This is a genomic window from Ruegeria pomeroyi DSS-3 (assembly GCF_000011965.2).
Lineage (GTDB): Bacteria > Pseudomonadota > Alphaproteobacteria > Rhodobacterales > Rhodobacteraceae > Ruegeria_B > Ruegeria_B pomeroyi.
Genome location: NC_003911.12, coordinates 2611277 through 2627177, shown reverse-complemented (window position 1 = coordinate 2627177; position 15901 = coordinate 2611277). Strand labels below are relative to the sequence as shown.

The window sequence follows — 15901 nt, the reverse complement described above, 5'->3', positions numbered from 1 at the left end:
TAGCGCAGATAGGCCTTCTGGCACAGGGGCAGGCAGGGGGACGGTCGTCCTTTCCATCACGGTGGGCGATGGGATGATCCACGTCTTTTGATGACATCGGCGGTGTTTGCGCTTGCCGTGATGGCCTACATGCGCTTTGGCTGCGCCCAGACCCGGCCCCTTGCGGCCCGCGAGAGGCTTTGCACCCATGAACAACGTAAACGGCATCCTGCTGGTTGTCGCCGCGATGGCGGCCTTTTCGATCGAGGACATGTTCATCAAGAAACTGTCCGTCACGGTGCCGATCGGGCAGATCCTGCTGGTGTTGGGTGTGTTCTGCTCGGCCGCCTTCCTGACAATGGCGGTCGCAACCCGCAAGCGGGTGTTCAGCCGCGCCGCCTGGTCCCCCTTGTTGCTGATCCGCGCCGCGACCGAGGCGGTAAGCGCGCTGACCTTTGCCACCGCTCTGTCGCTGGTCGATCTGTCCACCGTTGCGGCCGTGTTCCAGGCGATGCCGCTGGTGGTGACGATGGGGGCGGCGCTGTTTCTGGGCGAGCAGGTGGGCTGGCGCCGCTGGAGCGCCATCACGGTCGGCTTTGTCGGCGTTCTGATGATCATCCGCCCCGGCATGGCCGGGTTCCAGCCTGCGCAGCTTCTTGTCGTGGCCTCGGTCATCAGCGTGGCGGCGCGCGATCTGATCACCCGGCGGATCGACGCGCATGTGGCCTCGGCGGTGGTGTCGTTTCAGGCTTATCTGGCGTTGATCCTTGGAGGGGCCGGGATACTGCTGGTCTCGGGAACCGCGCTGGTCCCCGTCGAGCCGGGCCATTGGGGTCCCTATGCGGGCGCGATCCTGTTCGGGGTTCTGGGCTATTACGGCATCGTCACCGCGATGCGGGTGGGCGAGGCCTCGGTCGTGACGCCGTTCCGCTATACGCGGCTGTTGTTCTCGTTGCTTGCCGGAGTGCTGGTCTTTGGCGAACGGCCCGACTGGCCCACCCTGGCGGGCGGGGCGCTGATCATCGGCTCGGGGCTTTATACATTTCTGCGCGAACGGCGTCTGGCGCGGGAACTGGCGGCGGTGCCGGCCTGATCGCGGGCTGGACGCTGTTGGCGCAAACAGGGATGTGTTAGCCCTAACTGCGCGTTTTTGCGCGTGTTAGCGATAGCAGTCATGGTTTACTTTCGCCCCGCGGCTGCTATGAGAGCGGCAATCCAATTGCAGAGTCGGGGACCGATTTCATGAGCACCATCATCGATATTCACGCGCGCGAGATTCTGGACAGCCGGGGCAATCCGACCGTCGAGGTCGACGTGGTTCTGGAAGACGGCACCATGGGCCGCGCTGCCGTGCCCTCGGGCGCCTCGACCGGCGCCTATGAGGCGGTCGAGCGCCGCGATGGCGACAAGAGCCGCTACATGGGCAAGGGCGTGCTGGAGGCGGTGGCCGCGGTCAACGGCGAGATCGCCGAGGAGCTGGTGGGCTTTGACGCCACCGAGCAGGTCGCCATCGACGCGGCGATGATCGAACTGGACGGGACCGAGAACAAGGGCCGCCTGGGCGCCAATGCCATCCTGGGCGTGTCGCTGGCGGTGGCCAAGGCGGCGGCGGATTTCACCGCGCAGCCGCTGTACCGTTATGTGGGCGGGACTTCGGCCCGGGTGCTGCCGGTGCCGATGATGAACATCATCAATGGCGGCGAGCATGCCGACAACCCGATCGACATCCAGGAGTTCATGATCATGCCGGTGGCGGCGGAAGACATCCGCGACGCCGTGCGCATGGGCGCCGAGGTGTTCCACACGCTGAAGAAAGAGCTGTCGGCGGCCGGGCTGAGCACGGGGATCGGGGATGAGGGCGGTTTTGCGCCCAATATCGCCTCGACCCGCGAAGCGCTGGATTTCGTGCTGAAGTCGATCGAAAAGGCTGGCTACAAGCCGGGCGAGGATATCTATCTGGCGCTGGATTGCGCCGCGACCGAATACTTCAAGGACGGCAAATATGTGCTGTCCGGAGAAGGCAAAACCCTGTCCAGCGACGAGAATGTCGACTATCTGGCTGCTCTGGTCGCCGACTATCCGATCATCTCGATCGAGGATGGCATGGCCGAGGATGACTGGGCCGGCTGGAAGGCGCTGACCGACCGTCTGGGCGGCAAGGTGCAGCTGGTGGGCGACGACCTGTTCGTGACCAACCCGGCGCGCCTGGCCGAGGGGATCACCAGGGGATGCGCCAACTCGATGCTGGTGAAGGTGAACCAGATCGGCTCGCTGACCGAGACGCTGAAGGCGGTCGATATGGCCCATCGCGCGCGCTATACCAATGTGATGAGCCACCGGTCGGGCGAGACCGAGGATGCCACCATCGCCGATCTGGCGGTGGCGACCAATTGCGGTCAGATCAAGACCGGCTCGCTGGCGCGCTCGGACCGGCTGGCCAAGTACAACCAGCTGATCCGCATCGAGGAAGCGCTGGGCGAAGTGGCCGAATATGCCGGCCGTTCTATCCTGCGCGGCTGAGGCGGGGCGACCAGAAAATCGCAGATTTTCTGTGGCCATTTTTTCGCGAAAAAATGGTGGGGGCGCTGCCCCCGCCACCCTTCGGGCGGCTCCCCCGGAGTATTTCCGACCAGAAAGAAGTGGTAGGGGCTGATCGGCGAGGAAAGCCCGTCAGGGCTTGATGAGCCTCGGGATCGGGCGCAAGGATAGGGGCATGAAACCTTTGATCCAGGCCTGTCTGTTTGATGTGTTCGGTACCTGCGTGGACTGGCGCGGCTCCGTGTCGCGCGCGGTTGCAGCCGCTGTGCCCGGCGTTGAGGCCGAGGCGTTTGCGACCGCCTGGCGCGCGCAGTACGACCCGGCGATGGCGCGGGTCCGGGAAGGCGCGCGGGGCTATGTGGCGCTGGACGAGTTGCATCTGGAAAACCTTGACACCGTAGCGCGGTCGTTTGCGGTCGAGATCCCCGACCGCGTGCTGCTGAACGCGGCATGGGAACAGCTCGATCCCTGGCCGGATGTGGTGGCGGGGCTGACGCGGCTCAAGCGCGAGGTGATCATCGCGCCCTGTTCGAATGGCTCGATCGCCTTGATGACCCGCCTGGCGCGCCATGCCGGCTTGCCCTGGGACTGCATCCTGGGGGCTGATATCGCGCGCGGGTACAAGCCGCAGCCCGAGGTCTACCTAGCCTCTTGCGCGGCGCTGCGCCTGCCGCCCGAGGCGGTGATGATGGTGGCCGCCCATAACGACGATCTGATCGCGGCGCGGGCGGCGGGGCTGCGGACCGCATTCGTGCCCCGGCCAACCGAGCATGGGCCGGGACAGGTGCGGGATCTGATCGCGCAGAGCGATTGGGACGTGATCGCGGGTGATTTCATCGACCTTGCCGAGAAGGTCGCAGCACTTGGGCCCGGTGGCGGGGTCAGCCGCGCAGGCGCTTGACGATCAGCCCCACGACCAGTTGAACCACCAGTCCGGCGACACCGCCCCCGACCAGATTGCCGGCCAGGGCGCCAAGATCAGCGCCACCCGCGCCCATCAGGCCGCCCAGAAGCTGACCGCCACCCAATCCACCCAGCGCGCCGGCGATTGCGTTGCCCATGCTGCCCATATCCGCCTGACGCATCAGTTTGCCGCCCCCGGTGCCTCCGAGCGCGCCACCGACGAGCTGTGCGATGATCTGTTCCATGATGTTTCCCTGTTTGATGCTGTTGCATTCGCAGCCTAGCGGCGCGGGTCATGCGCAGGTCAGGGGAAAATTCGGTGCGCGAGCGCAGAACGCCTGTCAGAGGCGTTTGCTCATCAGCATGTAATCGGGGCGCGGCTGGAACCGGGCGCGCGCATAGAGGCGCTGGGCCGCTTCGTTGCGGCGGTCGACCTCGAGATGCAGCGCCTTCATGCCGGCGCTCGCCAGGGCCTTGGGCAGCTGGCCGAGCACTTCGCTGGCGATACCGCGGCCGCGCACCGCGGGGCGCAGCCAGATTTCGTCGATGAACCCGTCGAGCCCGCCGAATTCGACCGACCAGCCGAAGGTGACGATGATATAGCCCAGCGGTGCGCGGGCGGGACCGATCAGATAGACACAGCCATGCGGAATGCCTTCGAGCAGCGGGCGCAGGGCGTCGCGGCGGGCCTCCTCGGACCCTTGCAAGCCCTCTTCGGCATGAAAGGCGCCGACCATGGCAGTCAGCCGGTCGAGATCCTCGGGGCGGGCAAGGTGCAGGGCGGCGCTCATAGGCGCGCCAGACGGTCGGTCAGCAGCGTGAAGAAGCCCTCGGCGTCGAGATCGCCGATGAAGAGCGCGTTGGGCGCCCGCTCGGTCACCCGCCACCAGTCGGCCACGGTCATGCCGAGGGTCAGTTCCGAGGTGGTTTCGACGGCGACATTGATGTGACGGCCCGAGAACAGATCGGGGTTGAGCAGATAGGCGGTGACACAAGGGTCGTGCAGGGGGGCACCTTCGGAGCCGTATTTCTCCTTGTCGAAGCGCTCGAAGAAATCGGTCATCTGGGCGACGGCGATGCCGGCGGGGGTGCCGAGCGCGCGGAAGGCATCGTTGCGCGCCTTGGTGACAAGCGCCTTGTGGGTGACATCGAGCGGCATCACCACAATCGGCGCACCGGATTTGAACACGATATCAGCGGCTTCGGGATCGACATAGATGTTGAATTCGGCGGCGGGGGTGATGTTGCCCACCTCGAAATAGGCGCCGCCCATCAGCACGATCTCCTGCACGCGGGAGACAATGTCGGGCGCGCGGGTGAATGCGGTGGCGATATTGGTGAGCGGGCCCAGCGGGCAGAGCGTCACCGTGCCCGGAGCATGGGCGCGCAGGGTGTCGATGATGAAATCGACGGCATGCGCCTCTTGCAGCGGCATCACCGGGTCGGGCAGGTCGGGGCCGTCAAGCCCGGTCTTGCCATGCACATGTTCGGCGGTGACCAGCTTGCGCGCGATGGGCGCGTCGCACCCGGCGTAGACGGCGACATCAGCGCGGCCCGCCAGTTCGCAGACGATACGGGCGTTTTTTGCGGTGAGCGGCAGCGGCACGTTGCCGGCCACGGCGGTGATGCCCAGCACCTCGAGCTCGTCGGGGCTGGCCAGCGCCAGCAGGATGGCAACCGCGTCGTCCTGGCCGGGGTCGGTGTCGATGATGATCTTGCGGGGGGGCATGGGCGTCTCCGGTCTTGTCGGGCAAGTGGTGACAGGTAGGCGCGCCTCTGTCCAGAGGGGGACAGGGGCGCTGCCCGCGTGCCTGGCGGCGCTCCTCCGGAGTATTTGCCGCGCAATGAAGGGTCAGGGGCGGGCTTTTTCCTCGGCCTTGACCTCATTCCAGAGCGCGTCCATCTCGTCCAGCGTGCTGTTCTCGGGGGTCTTGCCCTGAGCGGCCAGACGCGTTTCGATCTGGGCAAAGCGGCGGGTGAACTTGGCGTTGGTGCGGCGCAGCGCAGCCTCGGGTTCGACGCCGAGATGGCGGCCGAGGTTGACAAGGACAAAGAGCAGGTCGCCGAATTCATCCTCGATGGCATCGGCATCGAGACTGTCGCGTGCCTCGACCAGTTCGCGGCTTTCCTCGGTAATCTTGTCGAGCACCGGGCCCACATCGCCCCAGTCGAAGCCCACGCGCGCTGCGCGCTTTTGCAGCTTGAAGGCGCGCAACAGCGCGGGCAGGCCCAGCGCCACCCCGTCGAGCGCGCCTTGCTGCGCCTTCTCTGCCCGCTCAGTGGCCTTGATCGCCTCCCAGTCGCGGGTCTGCTGTTCGGCGGACTTGTCGCGGGTCTCGTCGCCGAACACATGCGGGTGGCGGGTGACCATCTTGTTGGACATGGTGCGCACCACGTCCTGAAAGGTGAAATGACCCGCCTCGGCGGCCATCTGGGCGTGAAACACCGACTGGAACAGCAGATCGCCCAACTCGCCCTTCAGCTCGTCCCAGGCGCCGCGTTCGATCGCGTCGGCGACCTCATAGGCCTCTTCGATCGTGTAGGGGGCGATGGTGGCGAAATCCTGTTCGATATCCCAGGGGCAGCCGGTCTTGGGATCGCGCAGGCGGCGCATGATCTCCAGCAAGCGCTCGATTCCGGCCGACTGGTCGTGGATCAGCGTGTCATCGGGCATTGCGGCGCTCCTTGTTCCTGTGTCAGATGCATGCATCCCGCAGCAAGGCCCCGGAGTCCACCCCCATGCCCGTCATCAACCGCATCGCTGATTTCGCCGCCGACATGACCGCCTGGCGCCAGCATCTGCACACCATCCCCGAGCTGGAATTCGACTGCCACCAGACGGCGGCCTTCGTGGCCGAGCGGCTGCGTGAGTTCGGGGTGGACGAGCTGCACGAGGGGATCGCCAAGACCGGGATCGTGGCGATCATCAACGGGCAGGGCGATGGCCCGACCATCGGCCTGCGCGCGGATATGGACGCGCTGCCGATCCCCGAGGAAACGGGGCTCGCCTATGCCTCGACCCATCCGGGCAAGATGCATGCCTGCGGCCATGACGGGCATACGACCATGCTGCTGGGCGCGGCGCGCTATCTGGCCGAGACGCGGAACTTCAGTGGTCGGGTGGCGCTGATCTTTCAGCCCGCCGAGGAAGAGGGCGGCGGCGCCGATATCATGGTGCGCGAGGGCATCCTCGACCGGTTCGACATCGCCCAGGTCTATGCGCTGCACAATGCGCCGGGCCATGCCGAAGGGTCGTTCTATACCGCACCGGGGCCGCTGATGGCGGCGGTCGACACGTTCGAGATCCATATCCAGGGGCGGGGTGGTCACGGCGCCATGCCGCATGAGACGATCGACCCGGTGATGGCGGCCTGTGGCATCGCGCAGGCGATCCAGACCATCGTCAGCCGCAACCATTACGCGCTCGACGATCTGGTGGTCTCGGTCACCCAGATCCACACCGGCACCGTCAACAACGTCATTCCCGACACCGCCTATCTGAATGGCACCGTGCGCACCTTTGACCCGGCGGTGCAGAAAATGGTGATGCGCCGGATGCGCGAGATCGTGGCCGGGCAGGCGGCCTCGTACGGGGTTACGGCCGAGCTGGATTACCAGGTGGGCTATCCCGCCACCATCAACGATGCCGCCAAGACCGAGTTTGCCGCCGAGGTGGCGCGCGAGGTGTCGGGCGCGGCCAATGTGGTAGGGGATGGCGGGCGCGAGATGGGGGCCGAGGATTTTTCCTATATGCTGGAGAAACGGCCCGGCTCTTATCTTTTCATCGGCCAGGGCGACAGCGCCGGGCTGCACCATCCGAAATACAATTTCAACGACGAGATCGCGCCGGTGGGGGCGTCCTTTTTCGCGAGGATCGTGGAAAAGGCACAGCCGGTGGCTTGACGTTCATGCGCGTCGCCAACCCGCCGGGAACCCAGCAAGGAGCAAGTGAAAGTGGCGCTGGAAGATGCAAAGAAACAGGTGGACGAGGCGTTCACCAATCCGGAACTCAAGGGGTTGTCCTTTGAAAACACCTTTGGCGGGGCAACATCCTTTCTGCGCCGCCTCTATACCAAGAACCTGACCGGCGTCGATATCGCGGTCACGGGCGTGCCCTTCGATCAGGCGGTGACCAACCGGCCCGGCACCCGGCTGGGCCCGCGTGCCATCCGCGAGGCCAGCGCCCTGCAATCGCCCGATGCGCCCTATGGCTGGCCCTTCGATGCGCTCAGCGAACTGGCCATCGTCGATTATGGCGACGTGGCCTATGACTATGCCAATATCCCGGCCTTTCCCGACACGCTCAGCGATCATATCCGCACCATTCTGGCTGCCGATGTGGCCTCGGTCACGCTGGGGGGCGATCACTATATCAGTTTCCCCATTCTCAAGGCCTATGCCGAGAAATACGGGCCGATGTCGCTGTTGCAGTTCGATGCCCATACCGACACCTGGGCCGATGACGACATGTCCCGTGTCGATCATGGCACCATGTTCTACAAGGCGGTGAAATCAGGGATCGTGGATCCGGCGCGCTCGGTCCAGATCGGCATCCGCACCACCAACGAGGACACCCTGGGCGTCAACATCATCGACGCGCGCGAGGTGCATGAAAGCGGTCCCGCCGCCGTGGCGCAGAAGGTGCGCGCCATTCTGGGCGACAGCCCGGTTTATCTGACCTTCGACATCGACGCGCTGGATCCTGCCTTTGCGCCGGGCACCGGCACCCCGGTCTGGGGCGGACTCAGCTCGGCCCAGGCGCAGATCATCCTGCGCGACATTGCCGGGATCAACATCAAGGGCGGCGACGTGGTCGAGGTCTCTCCGCCCTTCGACCCCTCGGGCGCCACCGCCATCGCGGGCGCGCATGTGGCGACCCAGATCATCTGCCTGCTGGGGTGGAACAAGCTCGGGGGGGCTGCCGCAGGCTGAAACACGGTCTGTCCGCCCCTGCTGCCAGAGTGGGGGCGGGTCAGGCGCTCTGTGTCAGGTCCTGCGCCAGCATCAGTGCATTGCCGTCAGGGTCATAGAAGGTGGCGGTGCTCACCATGCCCTCGATCGTCTCGGTCGGGCCGTCAAAGCGGATGCCCGCCGCTTCCATCGCGGCGCGGGCGGTGGCGATATCGGCAACGCCGAACACCGGTACGCTGTTGCCCGGCGCCGGTTCCGCCTGTTCGCCCAGACCCAGGGTCACGCCCGGGGTCAAGGTGTGCATCTCGCTCCACCCCGCCTCGTCGATGTGGTGGATGAGTTCGAATCCCAATGTCTCGCGATACCATTTTGCGCTGGCGTGGCGGTCCCGGACCGACAGCGCCAGTGTAATCGTGTTGTCCAATGTGGCGAGGGGCATGGGGTTTATCCTTTGTGTGAAATATAGTAACTATACTTTATGGACATAAATCTGCTTGTCAAGCTGACCGCGCGGGCCTGGTCTCTGCCGATCCTTGCCCACCTGAATCGGGGCGTGCCAGGGCGGCAGGCGCCATTGCTGGCCGCGACCGGTGCGGGGCGGACCGCCTTTGCGGCAAGCCTTGCGCATCTCGCGCAGCTTGGGCTGCTCGAGCGCAACCCCGGCCACGGGCATCCGCTGCGGCCCGAATTCCGGCTGACCGCAACCGGGCAGGAGGCCGCCGCGATGGCGGCCCGGCTGATTGGCACCGTCTCCGGAACCGCACAGGACGCCTTGTTGCGGCGCAGCTGGACGGTGCCGATCCTGGCGCTGACCGGACAGCCCAGGCGGTTTTCCGCGATCCGGTCCGACCTGTCCCCGATCACCGACCGGGCGCTTTCGGTGTCGCTGAAACAGCTGGAGGATCACGACTGGCTGCGCCGCGATCTGGACCTGTCCCAGCGGGTGCCGTTCCCGATCTACAGCGCGGCAAATCTCGGGGCCGAACTCAACCGTGCCATCGGCCTTGAGGGCGGATAGCGGGCCGGGCGCCGCCCTGTTTCAGCAATTGTCAGTTGTGTGGAAATCTGGGAAAGCTTGCACCTGGACAGCAGGAGGGCGCCCATGAGCGATTTCAACCAGCCCATCGGCGGCAATGATCTGGCCCGGTTCTCGGGGCCGAATACCTTCATGCGGCTGCCGCAAGCGCAGGCCCTTGATGGGCTGGATGTGGCCATTCTGGGGATTCCGATGGATATCGGCACCTCGTGGCGCTCGGGCACACGGTTCGGGCCGAAACAGATCCGGGCGGAAAGCGCGATGATCCGGCCCTATAACATGGCGACGGGCGCGGCGCCGTTCGACAGTTTGCAGATCGCCGATATCGGCGATCTGGCGATCAACACGTTTTCGCTGGCCGACAGCCTCCGCATCATCAAGGAGAGCTATGACGCGATCCTGACCCATGACGTGATCCCGGTGGCGATGGGAGGGGACCATTCGATCACCCTGCCGATCCTGCGCGCCATCGCGGCCAGACATGGCCCGGTGGCGCTGGTGCATGTAGATGCCCATGCGGATGTGAACGACCAGATGTTTGGCGAGCGTGAAACCCACGGCACCGTGTTCCGCCGCGCCTATGAGGAAGGGCTGATCCAGCCCGACAAGACCTATCAGATCGGCATTCGCGGCTCGGGCTACGCCGCCACCGATTTTACCGAGGCGCAGGGCTGGGGCTTTCAGCAGTTCCCGGCCTGGGAGCTGTGGCACAAGTCGCTGGTCAATCTGGGCACCGAGATTCGCCGCGATATCGGCGACCGTCCGGTCTATGTCACCTATGATATCGACAGTCTGGATCCCGCCTATGCACCGGGCACGGGCACGCCCGAGATCGGCGGGCTGACCACGCCGCAGGCGCTGGAGCTGATCCAGTCGCTGAGGGGGCTGAAGATCGTCGGCTGCGATCTGGTCGAGGTGTCGCCCCCCTATGACACCTCGGGCAATACCGCGCTGACCGCGGCCAACCTGCTTTATGAACTGCTCTGCGTGCTGCCCGGCGTGCAGGCGCGCTGAGCGGTGCGGATGCTGATCTGGGGGATGATCGCGCTGGCCGTGCTGGGTCTGGTCTGGATCCGGCTGGCCCCCTCGGACCCGGCGCGCTGGCACCGCGCGCCGCAGATCAGTGCCGACCGCGACATGCGGGGCGGTGTCCTGCGCCGGGTCGAAACCGGGGCGGACGGCCTGGCCCGGTTCGACGCCATCGCGCGCACGGCGCCGCGCACGCGGGTGCTGGCCGGTTCGGTGGCCGAGGGGATGGTGACCTATGTCACCCGCACCCGCGTCTTTGGCTTTCCCGATTATACCACCGCCCTGCAACAGGGCGATCTGTTGCTGATCCATGCCCGCAACCGGTTCGGACGCTCAGATCTTGGGGTAAACCGCGCGCGTGTTGAGCAATGGCTGACGTCGCTCGGGCACTAGGCCTGAAGACAGGCAACCCTGCTGCACCTCGCGCCACATCGGCACGTTCAGCGACATCTGGCATTGCGCCATGAACATGCGACCGTCGACCATCAGGCAGATGGTCTCGCCCAGCTCGATCCGGGTGCCGGATGTGTCGGTGCAATAACAGTCGATGGTCTTGCCGCCGGGGCCGACAACATCGGCCAGCGCAGGGGGGGCAAGCAGCAGCAAAAGAGCAAACAGTCGTGTCATGGCGACAAACCTAGCACAGACGCGCCCCTTGACCAAAGCCCCTGGATATCGGACACCGCCGCAATGATCCCAGAAGAACGCCTCGACCAGATCACCCAGCGATTCCAGTATCTGGAGGCCGCCATGGCCGACGGTGCCTCGGGCAGCGATATCGCTGCGCTTGCCAAGGAATATTCCGACCTGCGCCCGGTGGTCGAGCAGATCGCCGCCTGGCGGCAGCTCTGCGCCGACATGGACGAGGCGCGCGCGATGCTGTCGGATCCGGACATGAAGGCGTTGGCCGAGGAAGAACTGCCGCTGCTCAAGGCGCGCCTGCCCGAGGCGGAACAGGCGCTGCAACTGGCGCTCTTGCCCAAGGACGCCGCCGATGCCCGCCCCGCAATGCTGGAAATCCGTCCCGGCACCGGGGGGGACGAGGCAGCGCTGTTTGCGGGTGATCTACTGCGCATGTACCAACGCTATGCCGAGGCGCGCGGCTGGAAGCTGGAGCTGATCGAGCTGCAGGAAACCGAACTGGGCGGCATCAAGGAAGTGGTAGCGCGGATCAGCGGCGAGAATGTCTTTGCCCGGCTGAAATACGAAAGCGGCGTGCACCGGGTGCAGCGCGTGCCCGAGACCGAGAGCGGCGGGCGTATCCATACCTCGGCCGCCACGGTGGCGGTGCTGCCCGAGGCGCAGGATGTGGATATCCAGATCGACCCGGGCGATATCCGCATCGACACGATGCGCTCCTCGGGTGCGGGCGGGCAGCACGTGAACACCACCGATTCGGCGGTGCGGATCACCCACCTGCCCAGCGGCATCGTGGTCACCAGTTCCGAGAAATCGCAGCACCGCAACCGCGAGATCGCCATGCAGGTGCTCAAGACCCGGCTCTACGATCTGGAACGCCAGCGGCTGGACAGAGAACGCTCGGCCAGCCGCTCGGCACAGGTGGGGACGGGCGACAGGTCGGAACGCATCCGCACCTACAATTTCCCGCAAGGGCGGATGACCGATCACCGGATCAACCTGACGCTCTACAAGCTTGACGCGGTGATGCAGGGCGATCTGGACGAGGTGATCGACGCGCTGGCCGCCGACGGGCAGGCGCGGATGCTGGCCGAGATGGGGCAATGAGCGGGCAGACCGCCGCCCAGGCAATGGTTGCCGCCACCGCGCGCCTGCGTGCCGCCGGCGTGGCCGACCCGGCCCGAGATGCGCGGCTGCTTCTGGCCCATGCCGCCCGGATCGAGGCGAGCCGGGTGACCCTGATCGCGCCCGAGGACCTGGCCCCCGAGATCGCCGAACGCTATGACCAGCTGATCTCGCTGCGCGCGGTGCGGGTGCCGGTCTCGCATCTGGTGGGCGAGCGCGATTTCTATGGCCGCCGTTTCAAGGTCTCGGGCGAGGTGCTGGACCCGCGCCCCGAGACCGAGACCCTGATCGAGGCGGCGCTGAACGCGCCATTTGAACATGTGCTGGATCTGGGCGTCGGATCGGGCGCGATCCTGGTCACGCTTCTGGCCGAACGGCCCAGCGCCACCGGTCTGGGCGTCGATCTGAGCGAGGCCGCCTGTCTGCAGGCCAGCGCCAATGCGGTGCTGCACCGTGTCGAGGCGCGCGCAGATATCCGCCGCTCGGACTGGTTCGGGGCGGTCGAGGGGCGGTTCGATCTGATCGTTTCCAACCCGCCCTATATCGCGCTGAGCGAGATGGAGGCGCTGGCCCCCGAGGTGCGCCGGCACGAGCCGGAACTGGCGCTGACCGATGGCGGCGACGGGCTGGGCGCCTATCGCCATATCGCTGCGGGTGCGCCCGATTACCTGTTGCCCGGCGGCCGGCTGCTGGTCGAGATCGGTCCGACCCAGGCGCAGGCGGTCTCGCGCCTGTTTCAGGCGGCGGGCCTGTCCGGGTTGCGGGTGATTCCGGATCTCGACGGGCGCGACCGGGTGGTGGCTGCGCATCTGCCGCGCTAACCCGGATGGGTGAGGCGCAAATGTGCCAGTTTGACTTAAATTCCCGATATTTTTACTCATAACCCCTTGTCTGGCGGGCCGGGACGTGTTTACTCAGGGGTGTCGCGGCACTTGATGCCCCTTCTGGCGCATCCCCGACAGCAAGCCCAAACAGTCGATGTCCGGCAATACCAACCGCAAGCGGCGTCGAACGGGTTCATCGGCAAAGACCAACAAGGCTGACGTTAAACATATGAGATCGTCCAAATCCCGTTCGCGGTCGAAGAACAACCGCAACCGGCCCTCTGGCGGCAATGTCGTCAATCGCGTATTCGACAGCTCGGGCCCCGAGGGCAAGGTGCGTGGCACCCCGCAGCAGATCATCGAGAAGTACAACCAGCTGGCGCGCGATGCCCAGCTGGCAAATGACCGGGTGGCTGCCGAGAACTTTCAGCAACATGCCGAGCATTACCTGCGCCTCCTGAGCGAGGCTCAGCGCGAGATCGATGCCCGCCGCGAAGAGCAGGAGCGCCAGAATCGCGAGCGCCAGGCAGAGCGGGATCGCGAACGCGCCGAACGCCAGGACCGCGACAGCATTGCCCCGGCGCCCGTGGCCGATCCTTCCAGCGCGCCGCAGCCCGATGTGCTCGACCTGGGTGGCAGCGATGCCGGCGAGGAGGCCAGCGGTCTGGTCGAGACGCCGGAAAGCAAGGGCGAAAGCCGCAAGCGCCGCGCGCCCCGGGCCGAAGAGGATGCGCCTGCATCCGATGAGGCCGGTGAACAACCCAAGAAGAAGACCCCGCGCCGCCCGCGCGCGCGCAAACCCGCCGCCGGAGAAGGCGAGACGCCCGATCCACAGCCGGGCGGGCCCGCCGAAGCGGCTGAGTAGGGCCACACGGCTTCTTCAGATTCCTGAAACGTCGTTTCCTTGCCGGAGGCGGCGTTTTTTTGCGTTTTAGGTTTGAGCGAGAGGAGGCGTTTTCCTGCAAGGAAAACGCCCAGAAAATGGAACATTTTCTGTGACAGAATTTCGGGGAAATTCTGTCGCCGCCTGTTTCAGCGTGCCAGTTCCCGCGCCAGGGCGCAAAAGGCTTCGAGCGGGACCTGCTCGGCCCGTTCGGTGGGTTTGATACCGGCGGCGAGCAGGCGGTCCTCGATATCGGGGGCCTGGCCTTTGAGCGCGGCGCGCAGCATCTTGCGGCGCTGGTTGAAGGCAGCCGCGACCACGCGGCTGAGAATGGCCGCATCGGCCGGAAAACGCGGTTCGGGCAGGGCGGTCAGATGGACCACCGCGCTCGAGACCTTGGGAGGCGGGGTAAAGGCCTCGGGCGGCAGCGACATCACGATGCGCGCCTCGGCCCGCCACTGCGCCAGCAGCGCCAGCCTGCCATAAGCCTTGGAGCCGGGCTTCGCCACGATCCGCTCGGCCACCTCGCGCTGGAACATCAGCGTCAGGCTTTGCCAGAAGGGCGGCCAGTCGCGTGGGGTCAGCCAGCGCACCAGCAGCTCTGTGCCCACATTATAGGGCAGGTTGGCGGCGATGCGGATCGGCGGGGTCATATGTGCCAGCGGGTCGATCTCGAGCGCATCCCCATTGATCACCTCGAGCCGGCCCGAATAGGCTGCGGCGATCTCGGCGAGCGCGGGCAGGCAGCGCGCATCCTTCTCGATCGCCAGCACCCGGCGCGCGCCTTCTGCCAACAGGCCACGGGTCAGCCCGCCCGGTCCGGGGCCGATCTCGAGCACGTCACATTCGGACAGATCCCCGGCCTGCCGCGCGATCTTGGCGGTCAGGTTGAGGTCGAGCAGGAAATTCTGGCCCAGCGACTTGCGGGCCGAGAGCTGGTGGCTGGCGATGACCTCGCGCAGCGGGGGCAGGGTGTCGATGGCGCTCATGATGGATCGGGTGTAGTCGCAGCCGTGGGGGGAGTGCCAGAGATTTATGCCTCTCGCAGGGGTATTTCTGGCGGAAAAGGGTTAGCCGCTTGCCGCCATGCGCTGCGCCAGCTTCAGCGCCTCGATCAGGCTGGAGGGATTGGCGATGCCCTGGCCGGCGATGTCGAAGGCGGTGCCATGGTCGGGCGAGGTGCGGACGAAGGGCAGGCCCAGCGTCACGTTCACCCCGCGGTCGAAATCGAGCGTCTTGATCGGGATCAGCGCCTGGTCGTGATACATGCACACCGCCGCGTCATAACGGGCGCGGGCGGCGGCGTGGAACATGGTGTCGGCGGGATGCGGCCCGGTCAGGGTGAAATCTCCCGTGATCTCCTGCAGCAGCCGCGCGATCCAGTCGATCTCTTCGTGCCCCATGGCGCCGCCTTCGCCCGCATGCGGGTTCAGCCCGGCCACGGCGATCCGGGGATGGGCGATGGCGAACCGGTCGCGCAGCCCGGCGGCGGTGATCTCGATCGTTTCGCGCAGCAGCGCCGGGGTCAGGGCGCGAGGGACCTCGGACAGGGCGATATGGATGGTGGCGGGCACCACACGCAGCTGATCGCTGGCCAGCATCATCACCACCCGGTCACATCCCGCGAGCGCGGCGAGGAATTCGGTATGGCCGGGATAGGCAAAGCCGGCGCCGTCGATCAGCGCCTTCTTGTGAATGGGCGCGGTGCAGAGCGCCGAACAGGCACCCGACTGCACCAGCGCCACGCCCCGTTCGATCGCGGCGATCACACCGGCGGCGTTGCGCGGATCGGGGCGGCCGGGCTGGGTCGGAGCGGCAAAGGGCAGCGCCAGCACCGGCAAAGCGCTGTCCGAGGCCGCCACGGCCCGGGCCGGATCGTCAAGCAGCGTCACCGGGGTGCCGCTGGGCAGATGTGCCGGATCGCCGATCCAGACAAAGGGGCAGTCCGCGCGCAGCGCCGACCAGGCGGCGGCGGCAAGCTCGGGGCCGATCCCCGCGGGCTCGCCGCAGCTGAGCGCGATGGGGCGCATGGCC

19 protein-coding genes are annotated in these 15901 nt (G+C 66.2%); 11 read left to right on the top strand and 8 right to left on the bottom strand.

The annotated features are described in order from the left end of the window. The first annotated feature begins 187 nt into the window (after positions 1-187). The 3 genes from SPO_RS12570 (at position 188) to SPO_RS12560 (ending at position 3418) form a co-directional block, all read left to right on the top strand. Complete coding sequence (locus SPO_RS12570; RefSeq protein WP_044028439.1) at positions 188-1072, top strand: DMT family transporter; 885 nt, start codon at positions 188-190, stop codon at positions 1070-1072. Between the two features lie 149 nt (positions 1073-1221). Continuing rightward, positions 1222-2499: a phosphopyruvate hydratase gene (gene eno / locus SPO_RS12565; RefSeq protein ID WP_011048183.1), complete on the top strand. Its 1278-nt coding sequence runs from the start codon at positions 1222-1224 to the stop codon at positions 2497-2499. Positions 2500-2692: 193 nt separating this feature from the next. Next, a complete protein-coding gene (locus SPO_RS12560; RefSeq protein WP_044028437.1) occupies positions 2693-3418 on the top strand; it encodes a haloacid dehalogenase type II in 726 nt (241 codons plus the stop codon). Here the strand turns inward: SPO_RS12560 and SPO_RS12555 are convergent. The 4 genes from SPO_RS12555 to mazG form a co-directional block, all read right to left on the bottom strand. Beyond that, positions 3399-3665, bottom strand: coding sequence for a hypothetical protein (locus SPO_RS12555; protein WP_044028435.1), 267 nt, complete (start codon positions 3663-3665; stop codon positions 3399-3401). The two genes, SPO_RS12560 and SPO_RS12555, sit on opposite strands and share 20 nt — an antisense overlap. A gap of 96 nt (positions 3666-3761) precedes the next feature. Beyond that, the gene (locus tag SPO_RS12550; protein ID WP_011048180.1) at positions 3762-4211 is read right to left on the bottom strand and encodes a GNAT family N-acetyltransferase; all 450 of its coding nucleotides are present in this window, start codon (positions 4209-4211) and stop codon (positions 3762-3764) included. Beyond that, positions 4208-5149: a nucleoside hydrolase gene (locus SPO_RS12545; RefSeq protein WP_011048179.1), complete on the bottom strand. Its 942-nt coding sequence runs from the start codon at positions 5147-5149 to the stop codon at positions 4208-4210. The genes SPO_RS12550 and SPO_RS12545 overlap by 4 nt, the downstream gene beginning before the upstream one ends. A gap of 123 nt (positions 5150-5272) precedes the next feature. Further along, entirely contained in the window at positions 5273-6094 is an 822-nt protein-coding gene (gene mazG, locus SPO_RS12540) for a nucleoside triphosphate pyrophosphohydrolase (protein ID WP_011048178.1), read from the bottom strand. 65 nt (positions 6095-6159) lie between these two features. Between mazG and SPO_RS12535 the strand changes: the two genes are divergently transcribed. Further along, on the top strand, positions 6160-7323 hold the full coding sequence (locus tag SPO_RS12535; protein WP_011048177.1) for a M20 aminoacylase family protein: 1164 nt from the start codon (positions 6160-6162) through the stop codon (positions 7321-7323). Between the two features lie 51 nt (positions 7324-7374). After that, positions 7375-8352 carry an agmatinase gene (gene speB, locus SPO_RS12530; RefSeq protein WP_044029261.1) on the top strand — a complete coding sequence of 326 codons (978 nt, stop codon included), beginning with the start codon at positions 7375-7377 and terminating at the stop codon, positions 8350-8352. Positions 8353-8392: 40 nt separating this feature from the next. Here the strand turns inward: speB (SPO_RS12530) and SPO_RS12525 are convergent, their stop codons facing one another. Beyond that, on the bottom strand, positions 8393-8770 hold the full coding sequence (locus SPO_RS12525; RefSeq protein ID WP_011048175.1) for a VOC family protein: 378 nt from the start codon (positions 8768-8770) through the stop codon (positions 8393-8395). A 39-nt stretch (positions 8771-8809) separates the two neighbouring features. Between SPO_RS12525 and SPO_RS12520 the strand changes: the two genes are divergently transcribed. The 3 genes from SPO_RS12520 to SPO_RS12510 all read left to right on the top strand — a co-directional run bounded on the left by SPO_RS12520 (position 8810) and on the right by SPO_RS12510 (position 10789). After that, complete coding sequence (locus SPO_RS12520; RefSeq protein ID WP_011048174.1) at positions 8810-9349, top strand: winged helix-turn-helix transcriptional regulator; 540 nt, start codon at positions 8810-8812, stop codon at positions 9347-9349. Positions 9350-9433: 84 nt separating this feature from the next. Next, on the top strand, positions 9434-10381 hold the full coding sequence (gene speB / locus SPO_RS12515; protein WP_011048173.1) for an agmatinase: 948 nt from the start codon (positions 9434-9436) through the stop codon (positions 10379-10381). A 9-nt stretch (positions 10382-10390) separates the two neighbouring features. Then, positions 10391-10789, top strand: a complete 399-nt coding sequence (locus SPO_RS12510) for a DUF1499 domain-containing protein (RefSeq protein ID WP_044028433.1) — start codon at positions 10391-10393, stop codon at positions 10787-10789. Here the strand turns inward: SPO_RS12510 and SPO_RS12505 are convergent. Next, entirely contained in the window at positions 10730-11023 is a 294-nt protein-coding gene (locus SPO_RS12505; protein WP_044028431.1) for a hypothetical protein, read from the bottom strand. The two genes, SPO_RS12510 and SPO_RS12505, sit on opposite strands and share 60 nt — an antisense overlap. A gap of 63 nt (positions 11024-11086) precedes the next feature. On the opposite strand from SPO_RS12505, the gene prfA reads away from it, so the two are divergent. The 3 genes from prfA to SPO_RS12490 all read left to right on the top strand — a co-directional run bounded on the left by prfA (position 11087) and on the right by SPO_RS12490 (position 13849). After that, entirely contained in the window at positions 11087-12142 is a 1056-nt protein-coding gene (gene prfA / locus SPO_RS12500) for a peptide chain release factor 1 (RefSeq protein WP_011048170.1), read from the top strand. Continuing rightward, on the top strand, positions 12139-12981 hold the full coding sequence (gene prmC, locus SPO_RS12495; protein WP_044028429.1) for a peptide chain release factor N(5)-glutamine methyltransferase: 843 nt from the start codon (positions 12139-12141) through the stop codon (positions 12979-12981). The genes prfA and prmC overlap by 4 nt, the downstream gene beginning before the upstream one ends. A 232-nt stretch (positions 12982-13213) precedes the next feature. Further along, entirely contained in the window at positions 13214-13849 is a 636-nt protein-coding gene (locus tag SPO_RS12490; protein ID WP_044028427.1) for a DUF4167 domain-containing protein, read from the top strand. A gap of 167 nt (positions 13850-14016) precedes the next feature. Here SPO_RS12490 and rsmA read toward each other — a convergent pair whose 3' ends face one another. Then, the gene (gene rsmA, locus SPO_RS12485) at positions 14017-14856 is read right to left on the bottom strand and encodes a 16S rRNA (adenine(1518)-N(6)/adenine(1519)-N(6))-dimethyltransferase RsmA (RefSeq protein WP_011048167.1); all 840 of its coding nucleotides are present in this window, start codon (positions 14854-14856) and stop codon (positions 14017-14019) included. An 81-nt stretch (positions 14857-14937) separates the two neighbouring features. After that, on the bottom strand, positions 14938-15897 hold the full coding sequence (gene pdxA / locus SPO_RS12480; protein ID WP_011048166.1) for a 4-hydroxythreonine-4-phosphate dehydrogenase PdxA: 960 nt from the start codon (positions 15895-15897) through the stop codon (positions 14938-14940). Positions 15898-15901: the final 4 nt, after the last annotated feature.